The 19,290-nt window shown below is 55.3% G+C and carries 17 protein-coding genes; 11 read left to right on the top strand and 6 right to left on the bottom strand.

The annotated features are described in order from the left end of the window. Genes ACOSDM_RS01585 through glcF form a run of 3 tightly spaced genes read left to right on the top strand, consistent with a single transcriptional unit; the run spans position 1 to position 3,233 of the window. On the top strand, positions 1–705 hold the full coding sequence (locus ACOSDM_RS01585) for a hypothetical protein (protein WP_420722716.1): 705 nt from the start codon (positions 1–3) through the stop codon (positions 703–705). Next, positions 702–1,922: an FAD-binding protein gene (locus ACOSDM_RS01580; protein ID WP_420722715.1), complete on the top strand. Its 1,221-nt coding sequence runs from the start codon at positions 702–704 to the stop codon at positions 1,920–1,922. Before ACOSDM_RS01585 ends, ACOSDM_RS01580 begins: the two co-directional genes overlap by 4 nt. 9 nt (positions 1,923–1,931) lie before the next feature. Continuing rightward, complete coding sequence (glcF, locus tag ACOSDM_RS01575; protein WP_420722714.1) at positions 1,932–3,233, top strand: glycolate oxidase subunit GlcF; 1,302 nt, start codon at positions 1,932–1,934, stop codon at positions 3,231–3,233. An 81-nt stretch (positions 3,234–3,314) separates the two neighbouring features. Here glcF and ACOSDM_RS01570 read toward each other — a convergent pair whose 3' ends face one another. From ACOSDM_RS01570 to ACOSDM_RS01555, 4 genes are all read right to left on the bottom strand, one after another. After that, positions 3,315–5,006, bottom strand: coding sequence for a M48 family metalloprotease (locus tag ACOSDM_RS01570; protein WP_420722713.1), 1,692 nt, complete (start codon positions 5,004–5,006; stop codon positions 3,315–3,317). Between the two features lie 74 nt (positions 5,007–5,080). Next, positions 5,081–5,533, bottom strand: coding sequence for a hypothetical protein (locus tag ACOSDM_RS01565; protein ID WP_420722712.1), 453 nt, complete (start codon positions 5,531–5,533; stop codon positions 5,081–5,083). Between the two features lie 115 nt (positions 5,534–5,648). Continuing rightward, on the bottom strand, positions 5,649–7,475 hold the full coding sequence (locus ACOSDM_RS01560; protein ID WP_420722711.1) for a CHASE2 domain-containing protein: 1,827 nt from the start codon (positions 7,473–7,475) through the stop codon (positions 5,649–5,651). A gap of 104 nt (positions 7,476–7,579) precedes the next feature. Then, positions 7,580–8,143 carry a TetR/AcrR family transcriptional regulator gene (locus tag ACOSDM_RS01555; RefSeq protein WP_420722710.1) on the bottom strand — a complete coding sequence of 188 codons (564 nt, stop codon included), beginning with the start codon at positions 8,141–8,143 and terminating at the stop codon, positions 7,580–7,582. Positions 8,144–8,451: 308 nt separating this feature from the next. Here ACOSDM_RS01555 and ACOSDM_RS01550 point away from each other — a divergent pair, with 308 nt between their 5' ends. From ACOSDM_RS01550 to ACOSDM_RS01515, 8 genes are all read left to right on the top strand, one after another. Then, entirely contained in the window at positions 8,452–10,473 is a 2,022-nt protein-coding gene (locus tag ACOSDM_RS01550) for an AMP-dependent synthetase/ligase (RefSeq protein WP_420722709.1), read from the top strand. A gap of 74 nt (positions 10,474–10,547) precedes the next feature. After that, positions 10,548–11,342: an ABC transporter ATP-binding protein gene (locus tag ACOSDM_RS01545; protein WP_420723124.1), complete on the top strand. Its 795-nt coding sequence runs from the start codon at positions 10,548–10,550 to the stop codon at positions 11,340–11,342. Between the two features lie 16 nt (positions 11,343–11,358). Next, positions 11,359–12,306 (top strand): branched-chain amino acid ABC transporter permease, encoded by a 948-nt coding sequence (locus ACOSDM_RS01540; protein WP_420722708.1) that lies wholly within the window; start codon positions 11,359–11,361, stop codon positions 12,304–12,306. A gap of 14 nt (positions 12,307–12,320) precedes the next feature. Further along, positions 12,321–13,400 (top strand): branched-chain amino acid ABC transporter permease, encoded by a 1,080-nt coding sequence (locus ACOSDM_RS01535; protein ID WP_420722707.1) that lies wholly within the window; start codon positions 12,321–12,323, stop codon positions 13,398–13,400. 104 nt (positions 13,401–13,504) lie between these two features. After that, positions 13,505–14,848 carry an ABC transporter substrate-binding protein gene (locus ACOSDM_RS01530; RefSeq protein ID WP_420722706.1) on the top strand — a complete coding sequence of 448 codons (1,344 nt, stop codon included), beginning with the start codon at positions 13,505–13,507 and terminating at the stop codon, positions 14,846–14,848. Between the two features lie 49 nt (positions 14,849–14,897). Next, entirely contained in the window at positions 14,898–15,737 is an 840-nt protein-coding gene (locus ACOSDM_RS01525; protein ID WP_420722705.1) for an ABC transporter ATP-binding protein, read from the top strand. 4 nt (positions 15,738–15,741) lie between these two features. After that, on the top strand, positions 15,742–16,986 hold the full coding sequence (locus tag ACOSDM_RS01520) for a phenylacetate--CoA ligase family protein (RefSeq protein WP_420722704.1): 1,245 nt from the start codon (positions 15,742–15,744) through the stop codon (positions 16,984–16,986). Between the two features lie 100 nt (positions 16,987–17,086). Further along, complete coding sequence (locus tag ACOSDM_RS01515) at positions 17,087–18,256, top strand: M20 aminoacylase family protein (protein ID WP_420722703.1); 1,170 nt, start codon at positions 17,087–17,089, stop codon at positions 18,254–18,256. A gap of 153 nt (positions 18,257–18,409) precedes the next feature. Here the strand turns inward: ACOSDM_RS01515 and ACOSDM_RS01510 are convergent, their stop codons facing one another. Both ACOSDM_RS01510 and ACOSDM_RS01505 read right to left on the bottom strand, forming a co-directional pair. Beyond that, positions 18,410–18,739 (bottom strand): YnfA family protein, encoded by a 330-nt coding sequence (locus tag ACOSDM_RS01510; RefSeq protein ID WP_420722702.1) that lies wholly within the window; start codon positions 18,737–18,739, stop codon positions 18,410–18,412. A 155-nt stretch (positions 18,740–18,894) separates the two neighbouring features. Continuing rightward, positions 18,895–19,215 (bottom strand): DUF2218 domain-containing protein, encoded by a 321-nt coding sequence (locus tag ACOSDM_RS01505; RefSeq protein ID WP_420722701.1) that lies wholly within the window; start codon positions 19,213–19,215, stop codon positions 18,895–18,897. Between the last annotated feature and the right edge of the window lie 75 nt (positions 19,216–19,290).

Genomic DNA, 19,290 nt, shown 5'->3' with positions numbered 1-19,290 from the left:
ATGGAACCGCATTTTACCAATCGCGAGTGCCGCGCCACCCCGGACTGCATGCAAGGCGCAGTGCAACCGGCAAAATCGTGCCATGCACCCCTGGATTCCCGCCTGCGCGGGAATGACGACATCTTTACAATCCAAAACACCGTCACCCCGGACCTGATCCGGGGTCCAGAGCAGCACGCTCATTCTCGACCACCCGCCCTAAAGTCACGCCTGCGCGGGAATGACGACATCTTCACAATCCAAAACACCGTCACCCCGGACCTGATCCAGGGTCCAGAGCAGCACGCTTATTCTCGACCACCCGCCCTAAAGTCACGCCTGCGCGGGCGTGACGACATCTTTACAATCCAAAACACCGTCACCCCGGACCTGATCCGGGGTCCAGAGCAGCACGCTCATTCTCGACCACCCGCCCTAAAGTCACGCCTGCGCGGGAATGACGGCATCGATACCCCCCGATCCACCGTCACCCCGGACCTGATCCGGGGTCCAGAGCAGCACGCTTATTCTCGACCACCCGCCCTAAAGTCACGCCTGCGCGGGCGTGACGACATCTTCACAATCCAAAACACCGTCACCCCGGACCTGATCCGGGGTCCAGAGCAGCACGCTTATTCTCGACCACCCGCCCTAAAGTCACGCCTGCGCGGGCGTGACGAAGGACAACCGCGAATCCCCATCACAGCCTCAGGACCCCGCCCATGACCGAAACCTTCCGCCCTGAAACGGAAGCGCAGTTGATTGATGTGATCGGCTGGGCAAATTCTGAACAGCTGCCACTGGAAGTCATTGGCAGTGGCACCAAACGGGGATTGGGGCGTCCGGTTCAGGCCGCCCATACGCTGGATCTTTCCGCCTTTTCTGGTGTGCATCTCTATGAGCCAGAGGAACTGGTATTGGGTGCAGGCCCCGCCACACCTTTGGCGGAGATTGAAGCCTTACTGGACGACAACAATCAGCAACTGGCCTTTGAGCCACCAGACCTTTCCGCTCTGTTAAAGGCGGGATCTTCCGGTACCATCGGGGGCGTCATTGCCTGTAATCTGGCAGGGCCGCGCCGCATCAAGGATGGCGCGGCGCGGGATCACTTTCTGGGCTTTGACGCCGTTTCCGGTCGAGGCATGGCGGTCAAATCCGGCGGACGGGTGATGAAGAATGTCACTGGTTATGACTTAAGCAAGCTACTCTGTGGCTCCTATGGCACGCTGGCGGCGATGACCCGACTGACCGTCAAGATCCTGCCGGTGGGACAGAAGGCCCGAACCATCCTGGTGGGCAATGTTGATGCGGCTCAAGGGGTGAAGGCGCTGGCGGCTGGATTGAACGGCCCCTTTGAAGTGTCCGGCGCGGCCTGGCTGCCCGCCAGCATCGCCGCACGGTCCCAGATTGACTATGTTGGGAAGGCCGGATGTGACATCGCCGCCCTCAGGGTCGAAGGCTTTGGCCCCTCCGTCAACTATCGCTGTCAAAAGCTGCGCGCCCTATTGGCCCCGTTTGGCGAGACGGAGGAACTGCACAGCCACAATTCCAAGACCTTCTGGCGGGACGTGCGCAATGTCACCCCCTTCTGCGACGATGATCGCGTGGTCTGGAAGCTGTCCGTCGCCCCAACCGCCGCGCCCGGCATCCTGTCAGCCCTGTCCCATTTGAAAGAGGTGGAGGCCTATCTGGACGCCGCCGGGGGTTTGATCTGGCTCGCCACGCAATCCCCTAAACAGGGTGCGTATGAACCCATTCGCGACGCCATTGCTCAGGCGGGTGGCGGGCATGCCACCCTGATCCGCGGCCCCGCAGGCTTGCGCAACGCCATCCCCGTCTTCCAGCCCCAACCCGGCCCCCTTGCCGCCCTGTCCCAACGCCTGAAAGACAGCTTCGACCCCAACCGCGTCCTGAACCCCGGCCGCATGACAGAAGGGCTGTGAGATCTCACTATGCAAACAACATTCTCAATTGCTCAGCTTGAAGATCCAGACGTCGCGGCGGCGAATGATATTTTGCGGAAATGTGTGCATTGCGGGTTCTGTACGGCGACCTGTCCGACCTATGTGACGCTGGGGGACGAGTTGGACAGCCCGCGCGGGCGGATTTATCAAATCAAGGATATGTTGGAAGGGGACAAGCCTGCCTCTTCCTCTCTGGTGAAGCATATTGATCGCTGCCTGAGCTGTCTGAGCTGCATGACGACCTGCCCGTCGGGGGTGCATTATATGCATCTGGTGGATATTGCGCGGGCGAAAATCCATGAGACCTATAACCGACCGTTTCAGGATAAATGGCTTCGGCGCATTTTAAGCTTTGTTCTTCCGCGCCCGCGTGTGTTTCGGCTGGCCCTGATCGGGGCCTGGCTGGGCAAGCCTCTGTTGAAAGGGCTGCCGGGTCCGATCGGCGCAATGTTCCGCATGGCACCGGCCTCTATCCCTAAACCATCGCCCTGGGATGTACCGCAAGTGATCCCCGCAGAAGGTCCGCGCAAGGGCCGCGTGGCGATGCTGACCGGCTGTGCGCAGCAGGTTTTGCAGCCACAAATCAATGAGGCGACGATCCGCCTGCTGACCCGCCATGGCATTGAGGTTGTCGTTGCCCAAGGGGCTGGCTGTTGTGGCGCGCTGGTGCATCATATGGGCGATACCGATACCAGCCATCAACAGGCCGCCGCCAATATCAAAGCCTGGGCGCGGGAAATGGATGGCGACGGGCTGGATGCCATTGTCATTAATGCGTCGGGCTGTGGCACGACGGTGAAGGACTATGGCTTCATGTTCCGCACTGATCCAGTAATGCAGGAAGATGCGGCGCGGGTTTCCACCCTGACGAAAGACATCACCGAATATCTGACGACACTGACCCTGATGCCCCCCACCCGCGACACGGATTTGACGGTCGCCTATCACTCCGCCTGTTCGATGCAGCATGGCCAAAAGATCACCGCCCTGCCCAAGGACCTGCTGACACAGGCAGGTTTCAAGGTCGTCAGCCCGGCGGAAGGGCATTTATGTTGCGGTTCTGCCGGAACCTATAACCTGCTGCAGCCGGAAATGGCCGACACGCTGAAGGCCCGCAAAGTCCGCAATATCGAAAAGACTAAGCCAGATTTGGTTGCAGCGGGTAATATCGGATGCATTCAGCAAATTGCCAGTGGCACGGATATCCCCATCACGCACACGGTTGAATTGCTGGACTGGGTGACGGGGGGCCCAATGCCGCTTGCCCTGGATGGCAAACTGCCTGCATGACAATTGCTGTAACCCACCCTTAGACAACAATCGCCTGATCGACAAAGACTGTTCCGTTTGAGCCGCGCCGCGCCGCTGGGGTCAGGATTGCGGGATGCCGCCTTGTTGCCAGAACCGGCACATCCGCGCGATGCGGGGATCAGATACCAGCCTGCACCCTGCCAGAAGCCCTTGTGTATCCTCCCCTTTGGCATGGGCCAGCTTTATTCGCATCGGATACAATATGTCATTATCCGACCCAAACTCTGCTTCTGCCGCAGCAAGGGTCTTGGTCGCGGCCTTATTATCCTTTGCCTGAATCTGACGGTCCATCAGCCCCTCATAAATGCGCAAGGGCGCGCCTTCCTGTTTCAGGGCATAGCGTTCGAACCCAATAATCGCCAGATCGTTCTTGCCCTGCATTTGCCGCAGCGACGAAAAGGCGATGCGACCGAAGGCATTGTTTTCCAACCAGGACGCGCCGGAGACACCGACCTTTGCCTTCGCCAGGAGAGTATCGACCGTCTCACCATCGCTCAATTCACTCAACGATCCAACGGAGCCTAAAGCATCATGAACTTCTTGTGCTGCCGCGAATGCCTTCAAAGCGGCCTGCAATTCGCGGTCGGCAACGACTTTTTTGTAATCAGGCAATGGAAATTGCTGATCCAGGCCCAGTTCCAATCGAACTTCTTCGAAGTCGTCATACTTAACGAATTCCGAATGGTCCAATAGCATGTCTTTACGCGCATCCGGGCTGGGATGGGATTCTTCCAGACTCTTCGCCAGGCTTTGCGCCATATCGCCACCGACACCTTTAAGGGCATCCATGATTCCATCCTTGCCGCCGCTGACACCCCCTTTGACTAGGTCACCGGCGATGCGTTCTTTGTCCTGAGCCAGGGCCAGCACACGGCTTTCAATTGTCGGCTGGTCCTTTAACTTATCCAGAAATCCACTTGCCCCGGCATACCCTTCGAATCCCGCCCGGGTGGCCAAATGAAGACCGACCATATCTGCTTCGTGTTCATCCTGACGACCCCATGAATATTCGAACAACACATCCATCGTGCGGTTGACCATCATCGGCGTCTTCAATTTGGAGGCTGCCTGAGCATCAGCACCATTATTGTTCAATACATCATCTGCAAGAAAGGCCGCTTCCAGCGCGGTACGGAAAATCCGGTTCCGCTTTTGCGTTGCCTGCCCCCGTTCATAATGCTTCAGCAGGATATGGCTGTATTCATGGGCAATTGTGAAAGCCAGGATATCGACGGCCTGGGGAGAGCCATCAAAGCTTTCCACCGATATTTCAATCAGACCATCCCGATAGACCCTGGCATCCCGCCCGGCCTTTGGAACGATCACAACAGTCGCAGGAACTGGATCGAAAGGCGAGCAGGCAACAATGCGATCCAAAATCTGATTGGCATAGTCTGTCGCCTTTTGAACCGGCCAAATCCCATATTCGGTTTCACGAAGTTCCTGCTGGCCCAGTGTAAAGTCGGACCGCAAAGATTTTTTGGTCGTATCACACGGGGCAGATGCATCCATCAGCGCCTCAGCATTTTCAACCTCATCCACATCAATGTCGCGTTGACGGGATTGCACCAGTACCATGGGGTGGATTTCTGGATCTGCGGTATCCCCGAACAGCCCTGCCACGCTGTCGGTAACGCCCTGCATCGCGGAAGACATCGATCCCTCACCAGAGCCATTGGTCGTGTTACAGGCTGCCAGGAACCCTGCCAGTATTAAAGAAAATGCCAGTCGTTGAAAATTGTACCGCATCATCGCCTCCCCCAAGTTTACCCCTATCAAAAATATGCCTGCTGTTCGTCATCAGACGCGCCCCCACAGCAAACTCTTCAGCAGGGTGGTTTCGCCCCAGATGTTGAGTAATTTCTTAATCCCGAAACATCCACCGCCGCGAGATCGCACACGCCACGTTCCAACACGGCATATCGGGGTTTCACATAATACAGGCTGCCGTCTTTGCCTTTGACGGGATAGAGTCCATCTTTCTGATCTTGCTCAAGAAAAGTGAACGGCAAATCAAATGTATCTTTAGAAAGCTTTTCCGATTTCGCCTCACCATCCTTCACCGCCGGCACCGAATCCCGCCTGAAATCTTTGATTGTAATGACGCTTACCTGTTCCTGGGCGAAAGCCGGGCGGGCCTGAAAGGGATGACCCTGAAACAGGATCAGGGCAGCGAACAAGGCGATCATCACCCCCCTTTGAAAACCGCCAAAAATGCGATTCGGGCCCGGCTTATCGCCTGTAATCGTGTTTTGGACTTCTACGGTATCCAGTGTCATCGTTCTGCCTCCAAACGGTGCAACCATTCGATGAATAGAGAGTAGGGTTAAGCTTTTTAAAACGCAACCGTGTTTGGGTTAAAAATACGAGAACAGATGTGCCTGGGCGATTGCACTAGAATTTCTTCATGTTGCTGGGAAAATGTTTTCTGAACAGAATCTTTAACCGGAACCAGCCATGCGCAATGTACCGGGTGCCAATCATCATGGCGACCACCACGGAAAACAAACCGCCGAAAAACCACATGACCGGTCGCGCGAGGAGGATGCTCTCGGCAAGCGGCAAAATCCCGCTTAATGCCGCCAAAGACAGGAAATCAACCGGCGCAATTTTCACGCCCCATAAAATGAATGCACTTAACACACCCATCATGGCGACGATAAAAATTGCATAATTTAGCCAGGTCCGGGTGTTTTTATGGACTTGAAGCGGTATTTCCCCTCGATCAAAGGCTTCATAGACACCGATCCGAACAGTTGCGAAAAGGGCAATGAAAAACCACAACAGCCCTTCCAGCACATGTGTCAGCACATTTCCGTGCTTGAAGTAATCGGTACCATAGGCGGACAGGTTTCTATAGGCGACGGCATGCAGTGCGACCCCCGGCAGCCTGTCATACAATGTCGTATCGACAATATCGGGATAGGCCTTGATGTAAGCGCCCAGGAAAACCACACGGCCTTCCACCATTTCAAAAACCTCACCAATCCCTCTTGAGGCAGTTGGCAGCAACCGCTCAGCACGAATTGTCGGGATTGGTCGACATTCCTGGATCGGGCTCTTTTCACCACTTTCGAACAGGGAATGATGCAGCATGCCCCCAGCGATGCTCACCGATTGGATGAGCTTCTGATAATTGATGCCCAATATTGATTTCGGTTCTGCAGCATAGGAACCGCAGTTATCCGTGCTTTGCACAAATTTTTGAAGGGGTGCATAGCCATACGGCCAGCGGATCAACATGCTTTTCTGTAAATCATCCGGGTTCAGCAAATCCTGGCGGGCAGCGGCTCTGGCGGCTTCATCGGCAAACCGGCCGCATGCTTTGGAATCAGATAAGGCCTTCCCAGGCTCAGGCATGCACAAATCCCGATAAATCTGTGATGCTGGTGATAAATACGAACCGCCCGGCCCGACCAGCATCGGATACCATCGTTCATTCGGTTCCCACCGCGTAACCGACTGATGGATATAATTGAATTGGGAACCATCTTGATCCGTTTTCATACGATCAAGCGCCGTTTCTTCGCCGGTCCATCTTTCCTCTGCGGCCGCAAAGTAAATCGGCGTTGTCTTATCAAACTCGGCCAATTGCACGGCCTGTGCCTTATGCACACGCTGACCAAAAGTGTCCAGGCTTAGGTCCCATCGTCGGGGCGCGCCATAGGTTATGTCCACCATAATTGCGGCCGGTTCCAGTTCAACCAGCTTGGCAATCAGATAGTCATGGATGCTGTACGCAATCGGCCATACTTCGGTGGGGTTATCGACCGGGAACCGGATCATCTGATCATTTTGCGAAAAAGATCCCCCCTGTTGCGACAAGGCCTGCAGGTCGCCAACGCAGGCTTCTTGCGCCATTTGCTTTCCCCGGCTGGCGCATTGCGGGCGGCAAACCGCCTCTGACTCTGACGTTTTAATTTCACACAGGCGCGTACAGGCTTCCAGGCATTGATTCACCCGAAGGGCCTTTAAGGTTTCATCTGTGATTTCCACAACGACGGCAGATTCATGATCTTTCTCCCGCCCATCCGGGGGGAAATACGGCGCGGCGATTGAAACGATAATCTCTTGCGTTTCTTCGTCCAGAGTATCAGACAATCCGAACGGCGAGGCATTAATCAGCCACAGCCCCACACCCCAGATAAGCACCAGCCTTAATGTGAACAGCTCAATCTTCTGAGATTTTTGAATGACCCGCCAGATTCTGTTTTCTGTCATCCCATCCCCAAACGCCTTGCCCAATGGCCAGCATACCCAAGACCCCACGCTCAAAGGGTATCATAGAACAATTTAAAATTAATAGTTAGAAACACACAATTGTCCTAATGCCCCTCGATCAAGGCGCGGCATTGGGTATGCAGGCGCTCCATCACAGCCGTGTTGCCTGCAAAACTGAGCAAGCCCTGGGCGAAAATATAGGAAAAGAGCAGCAAAGCGCGGGCATTGGCTTCCGCCGGGTCAAATCCCGCCTGCTGGAACAGGTCCGCCGTATAGGACAGCCTTTGCTGGTCAACAGACTCAACAACGGTTGCTACTTTCGGATCCTGACGCGCCCAAATGCGCATGGCCAGTTCCAATGAACCCCCGCGGCCCGGACGCTTGGAAGTTGCGACAATATCCAGCATGAACCGGATTTTATCGGCGGGCGAGCCGCCATTCGCTTCCGCCCGTGTGATCACCAATTGATCATGCCAGCGCAGCAGAATCTCATCCAATAGATCGTTGCGATCCTTAAAATGCCAATAAAAACTGCCCTTGGTAACGCCAAGCCGTTTTGCCAGGGCTTCGACGTTCAGGGACTTCCAACCACTATCCGAAAGAGTGCTATAGGCCGCCCGTACCCAGTCTTCCTTACGCAACCGAGACTCTTTCGTCGGACGTTTCATTTCTCTTGAAGCCGCCATCCATTCCCGCTCAATCAAGATTGACATTCGGTATTAATGTTGCGGTGCAACAATAAACCAAGACCAAAAATTTCAAAATTCTGCACGCTTGACGAACAATAATACCTTCGCTACAAACCATACGCAAGCGTATGGAGTTTTATCTGTGCTCTGTTAAAGCGAAGAACTTACGCAATCTATCGCTTTCAGTTTTGATTAAAACAATTAGAATGTTTTGCGTTGAGTGAGCGACCGGATCCAAAGAGATCAAACAGAACGGCGCTAGCAGGGAACAAGGGAGGATACGACGGGTGTTAACCGGGTCGAAAACCTATACGGCTGCACCATTGCCGCCGGCGCCGGATATGCCGGACATTGATGTCTATGACACCTTTCCAAAACTGCTGCGTTATAACGCCGTGCGATTGGGTGACCAACCCAGCATGCGCGAGAAAAGTTTCGGCATTTGGCAATCCTGGACGTGGTCACAGGTCAAGGAAGAAATCTATCGCTACGCCGCAGGGATGAAAGAGCTAGGCGTCCAGCGCGGTGATAAGATTGCGATCATTGGGGATAACCGCCCGCGCATGTATTGGACCATTTGTATGGCCCAGTGCCTGGGCGCAGTTCCAGTCCCGATCTATCAGGACTCCGTCGCTGAAGAAATTCTGTTTCCCCTGGAACATGCCGAAGTCCGTTTCGCCGTCGTCGAGGACCAGGAACAGGTGGATAAGCTGCTGATCATCAAAGATCGCCTGCCGAAGCTGGAAACCATCGTCTATGACGAAGAACGCGGAATTCGGGACTATACCGAAACCTTCCTGCACTCCTACCGGGACACACTGGCTTTAGGTGATTTGGCTCTGGCAAAGAATTCATTGCTAATTGACGACGAAATTGACCAGGGAACCACCAACGATATCTCCATCATCCCCTATACATCGGGCACGACCGGGAACCCGAAGGGGGTGCTGCTGAGCTATCGCAATGTGATGCGCGCAGCCTATAACGGGGCGCGGTTCGAAGGGTTAAAATCAACCGATCAAAGCCTAGCCTATCTGCCAATCGCCTGGATTGGGGATCACATATTCAGCTACGGACAGGCCTATATTTGCGGATTCTGCGTTGCCTGTCCGGAAAGCAGCGATACGGTGTTAACCGACCTTCGGGAACTTGGGCCCAGCTATTTCTTCGCGCCGCCTCGGATTTTTGAGAACATCCTGACCACCGTGATGATCCGCATGGAAGACGCCAGTGCGATCAAACGTAAGGTCTTCAATTACTTTATGGATCACGCCCGGCGCGTGGGTGTAAAGATCCTGGATGGTCACACGGTCGGGCTGTGGGACCGGTTTCTGTATGCACTGGGCGGGGTTCTAGTCTATGGGCCATTGAAAAATGTCCTGGGATTCAGCCGGGTCCGGGTCGGCTATACAGCCGGCGAAGCGATTGGCCCGGATATCTTTTCTTTCTATCGCTCCATCGGTATCAACCTGAAACAGCTTTATGGCTCCACTGAGGCTGCGGTTTTCGTAACCATTCAGCCCAATGGAGAGATTTATGATGACACTGTCGGCACACCCGCGCCAGAAGTCGAACTGCGCATAGCCGATAATGGCGAAGTGCTGTTTCGCAGTCCGGGCGTTTTTGTTGAATACTTCAAGAATGAGGCCGCAACGAAGGAAACCAAAACGGCTGATGGCTGGGTCCATACCGGCGATGCTGGGTTCATGGATGATCGCGGCCACCTGAAGATCATCGACCGCGCCAAGGATGTCGGAAAGCTGAACAACGGGACATTGTTTGCGCCGAAATACATCGAAAACAAGCTGAAATTCTTCCCCAATATCAAGGAAGTCGTCGCCTTTGGGAATGGTCGGGACTACTGCGCCTGTTTCATCAATATCGACCTGGAAGCCGTCGGCAGTTGGGCAGAGCGAAACAACCTCTCTTATGCTTCTTTCCAGGATTTGTCTTCTCGCCGTGAGGTCTATGACATTATCAAAGGCCATGTGGAACAGGTCAACCGGGACTTGGCACAGGAAGAGATGGTCGCGGGCTCTCAGATCACGCGCTTTCTGTTGCTGCCCAAGATGCTGGATGCCGATGACGGAGAACTGACCCGCACCAGCAAGGTCCGTCGCAGCTTCATTGCAGAGAAATACGCGTCCTTGATTGATGCCCTATATGACCCGTCGGCCAAGACAGGATCGATCAAAAGCGAGATCACGTTCGAGGATGGGCGCAAGGGAATGCTGGAGGCCACCGTCGATATTTATGAGGCGACACAGACCCCACCCAGCCATACCTCAACAAAAGTGGCCGCAGAGTAAGCGACGTGCCAAAAGGAGATGACAGGGTGAGTGATAGCCTAGCGCAAGAAACCAATTCCGGCCCATCGCGCAGCGTGCTTGCGCACCAATCACGTATCGGGGACGTCCTTTTGAAGGTCGAGAACATCACGCTGCGCTTTGGCGGGGTGAAGGCGATCAACGGCGTATCCTTTGACATTCGCAAGGGTGAGGTTCGTTCTATCATCGGGCCGAACGGGGCCGGTAAATCCTCCATGCTGAACTGCATCAACGGTTTTTATCAGCCGCAGGAAGGATCGATCTGGTATCAGGGTAAAACCTACAGCCCGATGCGTCCCTATGATGCCGCATCCAATGGTATCGCCCGCACATTCCAGAACATTGCCCTGTTCAAGGGGATGACGACCCTGGACAACATTATGACCGGGCGCATTCTGAAGCAGAAGGCAAGCCTGCTGGAACAGGCGTTTTACATCGGACGCGGCCGGTCTGAGGAAATTGAGCACCGGGAATTTGTCGAAGACATTATCGACTTCCTGGAGATCCAATCGATCCGCAAGACACCCGTCGGGCGCCTGCCTTATGGCCTGCAAAAGCGGGTTGAATTGGGCCGCGCCCTGGCAGCCGAGCCAACACTGTTGCTGTTGGATGAGCCAATGGCCGGAATGAATGTCGAAGAAAAAGAGGACATGTCCCGTTTCATCATCGATGTGAACGATCACTTTGGCACGACCATCGCGCTGATCGAACACGATATGGGCGTCGTCATGGACCTGTCGGACCGGGTTGTGGTTCTGGACTATGGGTCGCTGTTGGCAGATGGAACCCCCGATGAGGTCCGGGGCAATCAGGCAGTTATCGACGCCTATCTGGGCGTGGCGCACGACTGATGCGAGGGGGATCGGTATGATTGAGGCATTCGCAAATATTCTGGGCATCGACCCTTTCGAGATTTGGTTCTTTCTGGAAGTGCTGATCAGCGGCCTGATGGCCGGGGTGATGTATTCCCTGGTCGCATTAGGATTTGTCCTGATCTTCAAGGCCTCCAGCGTTTTCAATTTCGCCCAGGGCGTCATGGTGCTGTTCGCCGCGCTTAACTTTGTGGGCTTCATCGATCTGGGTGTTCCCGCTTGGTTGTCTTTCCTGATGACCGTCGGGGTGATGATCATTCTGGCCTTCGCCATTGAACGGGTTGTGCTGCGCCCATTGGTGAATCAGCCCCATATTTCCCTTTTCATGGCGACAATCGGGATCGGTATATTTCTGGAAGGCTTCGGTGAATTGATCTGGGGATCAAACGTCAAACCACTGGATATCGGAATCCCCAATGATGCTGTCTTTATGGGTGAGGCAATGATCCAGGAAGCCGATATGTTCGCCGCCGTTGTGGCCAGCATTCTAGTGGCAGTTCTGGCACTGTTTTTCCATTATACCCGCATCGGTCGGGCGTTGCGCGCGGTGGCGGATGATCACCAGGCGGCTCTTTCTGTGGGAATTCCCTTGAATACGATCTGGGTCATTGTCTGGTCCGTTGCCGGTTTTGTCGCGCTGATTGCGGGCATCATGTGGGGATCGAAGCTGGGGGTTCAGTTCTCCCTCTCCGTCCTGGCGCTCAAGGCCCTGCCTGTGCTGATCCTGGGGGGCTTCACCTCCATTCCTGGTGCCATCATCGGGGGCCTGATCATTGGGGCGGGCGAAAAACTGTCCGAAGTCTATATCGTCGATTTCATTCAAACATTCGACCCGACCTTCTCAGGCGCGATTGAAGAATGGTTCGCCTATATCCTTGCCCTGGCCTTCCTGTATTTCCGACCACAGGGGCTGTTTGGCGAAAAAATCATCGAGCGGGTGTAAGGGGAAAATTCACTATGTTCTATCGTGAGGCCGGACAGTTCAAAACCACCTATGCCGCCGATCAACAGATGCTGCCGATTCCGCTGGATCGGAATTTCATGATTGCCCTGATTGTGTTCGCGGTTGTGATCGTGCCCATGATCGGATCGCAATATTGGCTGGAATCCATCCTGATTCCGGTTCTGATCCTGACCATCGCCGCTTTGGGGTTGAACATCCTGACGGGCTATGCCGGACAGTTGTCCCTGGGAACCGGGGGCTTTATGGCGGCGGGCGCCTATATGTCCTACAAGATCGCAACCAATATGCCGGAATTCATGCCGATCTGGGTGCCTGTCATTGCTGGTGGCTTCTTTGCCGCCGCGATAGGGATTGTGTTTGGCATACCGTCCCTTCGGATCAAAGGCTTCTATCTGGCGGTCGCCACCCTGGCGGCACAGTTCTTTCTGATCTGGGCGTTTCAGAAAATCGGCTGGTTTGTAAATGACTCGATTTCCGGCGTTCCCTCCACCCCCCCCAGTTCACTATTCGGCTATGGCGTGACCGGGGCCACGGCCCTGCCGGAGGCGAAGTATCTCTTCGTGCTGGCCTTTACCATCGTGCTGGCGGTCATCGCGCGGAATCTGGCGCGGGGCCGGATCGGGCGATCCTGGATGGCGATCCGCGACATGGATATCGCCGCAGAGCTGATCGGTATCAGACCTTTGCAAACAAAGCTCAGCGCCTTCGCCATCAGTTCTTTTTATTGCGGCATTGCCGGCGCGCTGTGGTCCTTCTGCTATATCAATACGGTGGAGCCGTCAGCCTTTTCCATCACGCGGTCGTTCCAGATCCTGTTCATGATCATTATTGGTGGTCTGGGCTCCGTTCTGGGGGCGTTTCTGGGCGCGGCCTTTATCTTCCTGTTGCCCATTTTTCTGAACAATGCGCCGGCTTGGGTTGGTCTGGAACTGAGGACAGATACCGTCACCCATATCGAATTCATGGTCTTTGGCGCGCTGATCATCTTCTTCCTGATCGTGGAGCCCCATGGGCTGGCCCGCCTGTGGCGCATCGCAAAGGAGAAATTGAGATTATGGCCATTTCCTCACTAACAGAGGCGATGTGAATGAGCCGGCGAAAAGTCCGGCCCTGCCATGAAAACCCAAACCCTCGGGGATAAGAGGGCGCTAGAAAAAACCAAACAAGGAGAAACGTCATGTTGGTGAGTAATGTTGTGAAGAATAGCCCAAGAGCCTTGATGGGCTTGGCGCTTGGGACAATCCTGGGGGTCAGTGCCTTTGCCGCTGGCACCGCATCGGCACAAGAACAGGTCATTCCGTCCCTGGTCTATCGCACCGGCCCTTATGCGCCGGGTGGTATTTCCTTGGCAGATGGCTATGCGGATTATTTCACCCTGATCAATGAACGCGACGGCGGCATCAATGGCGTCAAATTCAAGGTCACGGAATGTGAAACCGGCTACAGCACCGACCGCGGCGTCGAATGCTATGACCGAACCAAAAATGAGGGCGGCGGGGCCACGGTTTATAGCCCCTGGTCCACCGGTATCACCTATGCGCTGATTGAAAAGGCAACCCAGGACAAGATCCCGGTCCTGTCCATGGGCTATGGCCGTACCTCAGCGGCGGATGGTCGATACTTCCCGTACATCTTCAACTTCCCGTCAACCTACTGGAATCAGGCAACCGCCATCGTTCAGTATATCGCCAATCAGGAAGGCGGGATTGAAAAGCTGAAGGGCATGAACTTTGCCTATATCTATCTGGATCACCCCTATGGGAAGGAGCCGCTGCCGACCATGGATGTCATGGCCGCCAAATTCGGCTTCTCCTTTGACCGGTATCCAGTTCCGCCCGCATCGATGACAGAACAGAAATCGATCTGGCTGAAAATCCGTCGTCAACGCCCGGACTATGCCATCATGTGGGGCTGGGGCGCGATGAACGGCACGGCTGTGAACGAAGCCGCCAATATCAATTTCCCGATGGACAAGTTTATCGGCAACTGGTGGGCCGCGGGTGAAGACGCCGTAGAAGCCGCTGGTCAAGGGGGCATTGGCTATAAGGCAGCAACCTTCCACGGGGCCGGTGACGATTATGATGTCTACAACGATTTGAAAAAATACGTGTATGACACCAATAAATTCGCCGGGAATGGCGATCAGTGGGGCCGTGTACTGTACAATCGCGGCGTCGCCAATGCGATCTATGTCGTGGAAGCTCTGAAGATCGCCCATGCAAAATATGGCACGGGCGTGATCACGGGTGAACAAATGCAATGGGCGCTGGAAAACCTGAACCTCACCGATGCAGACATTGCAAAGATTGGGGCTGCGGGTCTGGTGCCTGCCGTCAGCGTCACCTGCGCCAATCATGAAGGGCAGAACCCAGCAGTTCTGATCCAGCAATGGGATGGCAAGGAATACAAGATCATCACCGACTGGATCCCGGCTATGGCGGACCTAACCCGGCCGATCTTGGAAGAAGAAGCCGCGAACTATGCCAAAGAGCAGGGCATCACCGCCCGCAGTTGCTCTTAAGGCATTGTGACACAGTAGCCAAACGGTAAGCCGAACAGGGAGAGACCCGATGAGCGTACAGGCACAGGATCTTGCAGAGAAACCCGCAACAGCGGAAATTCTGCTACAGATCAATAATGTGGAAGTGATTTACGACCACGTGATCCTGGTGCTCAAGGGTGTCTCCCTCTCGGTGCCGAAGGGGGGGATCGTCGCCCTGCTGGGCGCCAATGGCGCTGGCAAAAGCACGACACTGAAATCAATCTCCAACCTGTTGCGCGCCGAACGCGGCGAGGTCACCAAGGGCAGCATCGAATTGGCGGGCGAGAAAGTCCACCAGATGACCGCCAATGATCTGGTCAAGCGGGGCTGTGTGCAGGTGATGGAGGGGCGTCATTGCTTCGAGCATCTGACGATCGAGGAAAACCTGCTGACCGGAGCCTATACACGCGGCGGCGGGTCAGAAATCAAGGCAGACCTGGAAAAGGTTTATGACTATTTCCCGCGCCTGCGTGAACGGCGCAAAAGCCAGGCGGGCTACACATCCGGTGGGGAGCAACAGATGTGCGCCATCGGGCGGGCGCTGATGGCAAAGCCCAAGCTGATTCTGCTGGACGAGCCCTCCATGGGCCTGGCCCCGCAATTGGTAGAACAAATCTTTGAAATCGTAAAAAAGCTGAATGAGCAGGAGGGGGTTACCTTCCTGCTGGCCGAACAGAACACCAATGTCGCCCTGCGCTATGCCGATTACGGCTATATCCTGGAAAGCGGACGTGTTGTTATGGACGGCAAGGCCGACGCCCTCCTCTCCAACGAGGATGTGAAAGAATTCTATCTGGGCCTCTCCACAGAAGGCCGCAAAAACTTCCGTGAAGTAAAGCACTACAAACGCAGGAAACGGTGGCTGTAAGACAATGTCAGATTTTTTCGATTCGCTTGAGACCGACAGCACCGATGCCCGCACTGCCCGACAATTGGCGCAATTGCGGGGTCAGGTTGCTTTGGCACAGGATAAGGCCTCGTATTTTGCGGAAAGTCTGAAGGGGGTTGATGCGGACAGCCTGACCAGCCTTGAAGCCTTAGCCGCCCTTCCGGTGGTACGAAAATCGGACCTGATGGACCATCAGCAATCCAATCCGCCCTTCGGCGGCATGACAGCAACCCCGTCAGAGGATCTGGCGCGGCTGTATATATCACCCGGCCCGATTTTAGATCCAGACGGACATGCCCCGAATTTCGATTGGTGGCGCTTTGGGCGGGCCGCCTGGGCATCGGGTTTGCGCAAGGGGGATCGGGTCGCGAATTGCTTTTCCTATCACCTGACCCCGGCGGGGCGCATGTTTGAAGAAGCCGCCCATGCCTGTGGTGCCGCCGTGATCCCCTGCGGCGTTGGCAATACCGAGGCTGTGGTCCAGGCCATGGCGTTATTAAAAGCCACCGCCTATTCCGGCACGCCCGACTATCCCAAGGCGCTGTTTGAGAAGGCCGTTGAATTGGGGTTGGACCTGTCTGGCGTTAAAACATTGATCGTAGGGGCAGGTCCGTTGTTCCCGTCGATGCGGCAGGACTATCACGACCGGGGATTGGTCTGTCTGCAAACCTATGGCACCGCCGATCTGGGCAATGTCGCCTATGAAAGCAAGGCGATGGAAGGTCTGATCACCGATGAAGGCGTGATCGTTGAAATCGTGCGCCCCGGCACCGGTGATCCCGTGCCAGAGGGTGAAGTCGGAGAGGTTGTTGTCACCCTGTTGACCAACCGGGACTATCCGCTGATCCGCTTTGCGACCGGCGATTTGTCTGCAGTGATGAATGGCACCAGCCCCTGCGGACGCACGGCGCCCCGCATCAAAGGCTGGATGGGCCGTGCCGATCAAACCGCTAAAATTCGGGGCATGTTCGTGCGCCCCAGTCAGGTTGCCGAAATCGTTGCCCGCCACACGGAAATTACCAAGGCACGGATCGTGATCTCTTCTGATTCAGCAAAAAAAGACATCATGACCATACGATGTGAAGCAACGGGCGATCTGGATGCCGCCCGACTGGCAGAAACGGTGCAGAGCGTCACAAAGCTGCGCGGTACCGTTGAGGTGGTAGAACCCGGCACCCTGCCCAATGATGGCAAGGTGATTGACGATACCCGGGATTTTTCCGCCTGAGTCATGGTCCCAGACCGCCACGGCAAGATCACTTTGTGCCCGGCATAAACCGACGCTAGAGTGGTACACCAGCACTATCCTTTTTCATCGGGAGACGACGATGTCCGATCCAACCACCCTTCACGCCGACATGGTGCAATGGCGGCATGATCTGCATGCCCACCCTGAATTCGGATTCAGTGAGAAGCGTACCGCCGCCTTTGTCGCCGCGAAACTGCGCGAATTCGGATTGGATGATGTCACCGAAGGGGTTGGCGGGACAGGCGTTGTTGGTACTTTGAAACGGGGCACCGGCAACCGTGCGATTGCCTTGCGGGCCGATATGGATGCGCTGCATATCACCGAACAGGGCAGCCTGCCCTATAAGTCGACCCATGACGGCTATATGCATGCCTGCGGTCATGATGGGCACACCATCATGCTGTTGGGCGCGGCCAAGACCCTGACCCAGCAGGAAGGGTTTGATGGCACGATCCGGTTTATCTTCCAGCCAGCGGAAGAATGGGGCCAAGGCGCGATAGCAATGATCAACGATGGCCTATTGGATCGCTTCCCGTTCGAAGAAATTTACGGTCTGCACAATATGCCAGGCTATCCGATCGGCCAATTTGTGACGAAGCCGGGCGCGATCATGTCTGCGGAAGATGTTTTTGAAATCACCCTGCGAGGCGTCGGGGGCCATGCGTCCAGACCGCATTCTGGCAGTGAAACACTGGTCGCCGCCTGCGCCCTGGTCACCAATCTACAAACCATCGTCTCTCGACGGGTCGATCCAACAGCAGTCGCGGTGGTATCGGTTACTGAATTGACCACCGACGGCACCCGCAATGTCCTGCCAGGCCAGGCACAAATCCGGGGTGATGCCCGCAGCTTTGACCCAGCCGTCAGCGCACAGATCGAAAAGCAGATGCGCCTGATCGCCGAAGGGACGGCGCTCTCCTATAATGTCAGTGTCGACGTCAATTATGCCCGGGAATTCATCTCTCTGTTGAATGACGAGGCCCTGACCCAGGAAGCCCTGAATGCGGCCAGGGATGTGCTAGGGTCGGATGCCGTTATGATTTCCGACGAACCCATCACCGCGTCAGAAGACTTCGCCCAGTTCCTGCGCCATGTGCCAGGATGCTTTGCCTTTCTGGGCAATGGGGAGGACTCCCTGCCACTGCACAACCCCAACTATGATTTCAACGATGCCAGCCTGACCGCCGGGGTCGCATTCCACACCGCCATCGCCCGCCGTCGCCTGCCCCTAGCGACCCCACGAGCCTAAAACACTTTCTTAGCTTTCGCGATTGCGCCAGAGCAAAGCCTGCGCAAACAGGCTCGAGTGCGACGACGTATTTACTGAAAAAACAGTTGGTAAGAGTATCATGTGTGAGCTCCTGCGAGCGCATGATGCTCTAACGCACGACGCGGGATATATTCAGGTGGGTGCCCTGGGGATCGCGATAATGATAATCGCCCCAACAAGACAAATAACAGCGCCGGTAATATCCCAGCGATCCGGTTTGATACCTTCGACAAGCCACAACCAGACAAGGGAGCATACAATATAGACCCCGCCATAAGCTGCGTAGGCGCGTCCAGCGGCGACGCTGTCGACCAGCGTCAACAGATACGCAAATAAGGCCAGGGATGCGATCCCCGGCAGAACCCACCAAATTGTCTTGTCGAGGCGCAGCCACGCCCAAAATGCGAAACATCCTGCGATTTCAGCAATAGCCGCGCCAATATAGGCAACGAGAGTCGGCATGTTGATTGTTTCTCCTTACAGCGATTACTATCAGAACCGACGCAGGCGTTATGGGCAGGGCTTCCGGCTAGCAGAGACCCTGCGCCACCTTAATCCGGTCAAGAAATGATGGCATATGGGGCCTATCTCTGCACGACTGAGAAACCTTTTCGCAATTAGGCGTTTTTCCAGTTGAAAGTCAAAGGAGCTTCCCGGAAAGCGAAGCGGTCCAGATGAGACGCAAGAACATCTTGCAATGCATCTCTCTGCCCCGTTTCACTGGCTTCGATCCGACATTCCAGATGCGCTGGATGGGCGGTCAGGATTACGGTTGCATCCTGTGACCAAGACCCGCTGCGGCCATCTTTTGGGAAAGTAATCCGCCCTTGCCCGGATGTGAAGTCGACCGTCAATTTATGCGCCCAGTGCTTGCATAATTGCTGCAGATCCCGGCTGCCGTTTTCGGTTGGTATTTCGGTGGTGCTGATGGTTTGCATAGTTATATTCTCCTGAATTTGGGGCTCTGCGTCCAAGCCGTGACGACGGCGCAGGGTGTCTTGAAGTGTCGGTCT

Source organism: Hwanghaeella sp. LZ110 (assembly GCF_048892525.1).
Taxonomy (GTDB): domain Bacteria; phylum Pseudomonadota; class Alphaproteobacteria; order UBA8366; family Aestuariispiraceae; genus Pacificispira.
The sequence above is the reverse complement of the archived record's forward strand: the minus strand, read 5'-3'. Positions and strand labels throughout refer to the sequence as shown.

Bases quoted from the DNA above. Each gene is read 5' to 3' on its own strand.
- ACOSDM_RS01540 (WP_420722708.1), top strand. From the start codon at position 11,359: ATGATTGAGGCATTCGCAAATATTCTGGGCATCGACCCTTTCGAGATT.
- ACOSDM_RS01525 (WP_420722705.1), top strand. From the start codon at position 14,898: ATGAGCGTACAGGCACAGGATCTTGCAGAGAAACCCGCAACAGCGGAA.
- ACOSDM_RS01580 (WP_420722715.1), top strand. From the start codon at position 702: ATGACCGAAACCTTCCGCCCTGAAACGGAAGCGCAGTTGATTGATGTG.
- ACOSDM_RS01510 (WP_420722702.1), bottom strand. From the start codon at position 18,739: ATGCCGACTCTCGTTGCCTATATTGGCGCGGCTATTGCTGAAATCGCA.
- ACOSDM_RS01515 (WP_420722703.1), top strand. From the start codon at position 17,087: ATGTCCGATCCAACCACCCTTCACGCCGACATGGTGCAATGGCGGCAT.
- ACOSDM_RS01520 (WP_420722704.1), top strand. From the start codon at position 15,742: ATGTCAGATTTTTTCGATTCGCTTGAGACCGACAGCACCGATGCCCGC.
- glcF (WP_420722714.1), top strand. From the start codon at position 1,932: ATGCAAACAACATTCTCAATTGCTCAGCTTGAAGATCCAGACGTCGCG.
- ACOSDM_RS01560 (WP_420722711.1), bottom strand. From the start codon at position 7,475: ATGACAGAAAACAGAATCTGGCGGGTCATTCAAAAATCTCAGAAGATT.
- ACOSDM_RS01570 (WP_420722713.1), bottom strand. From the start codon at position 5,006: ATGATGCGGTACAATTTTCAACGACTGGCATTTTCTTTAATACTGGCA.
- ACOSDM_RS01565 (WP_420722712.1), bottom strand. From the start codon at position 5,533: ATGACACTGGATACCGTAGAAGTCCAAAACACGATTACAGGCGATAAG.
- ACOSDM_RS01535 (WP_420722707.1), top strand. From the start codon at position 12,321: ATGTTCTATCGTGAGGCCGGACAGTTCAAAACCACCTATGCCGCCGAT.
- ACOSDM_RS01530 (WP_420722706.1), top strand. From the start codon at position 13,505: ATGTTGGTGAGTAATGTTGTGAAGAATAGCCCAAGAGCCTTGATGGGC.
- ACOSDM_RS01555 (WP_420722710.1), bottom strand. From the start codon at position 8,143: ATGAAACGTCCGACGAAAGAGTCTCGGTTGCGTAAGGAAGACTGGGTA.
- ACOSDM_RS01585 (WP_420722716.1), top strand. From the start codon at position 1: ATGGAACCGCATTTTACCAATCGCGAGTGCCGCGCCACCCCGGACTGC.
- ACOSDM_RS01505 (WP_420722701.1), bottom strand. From the start codon at position 19,215: ATGCAAACCATCAGCACCACCGAAATACCAACCGAAAACGGCAGCCGG.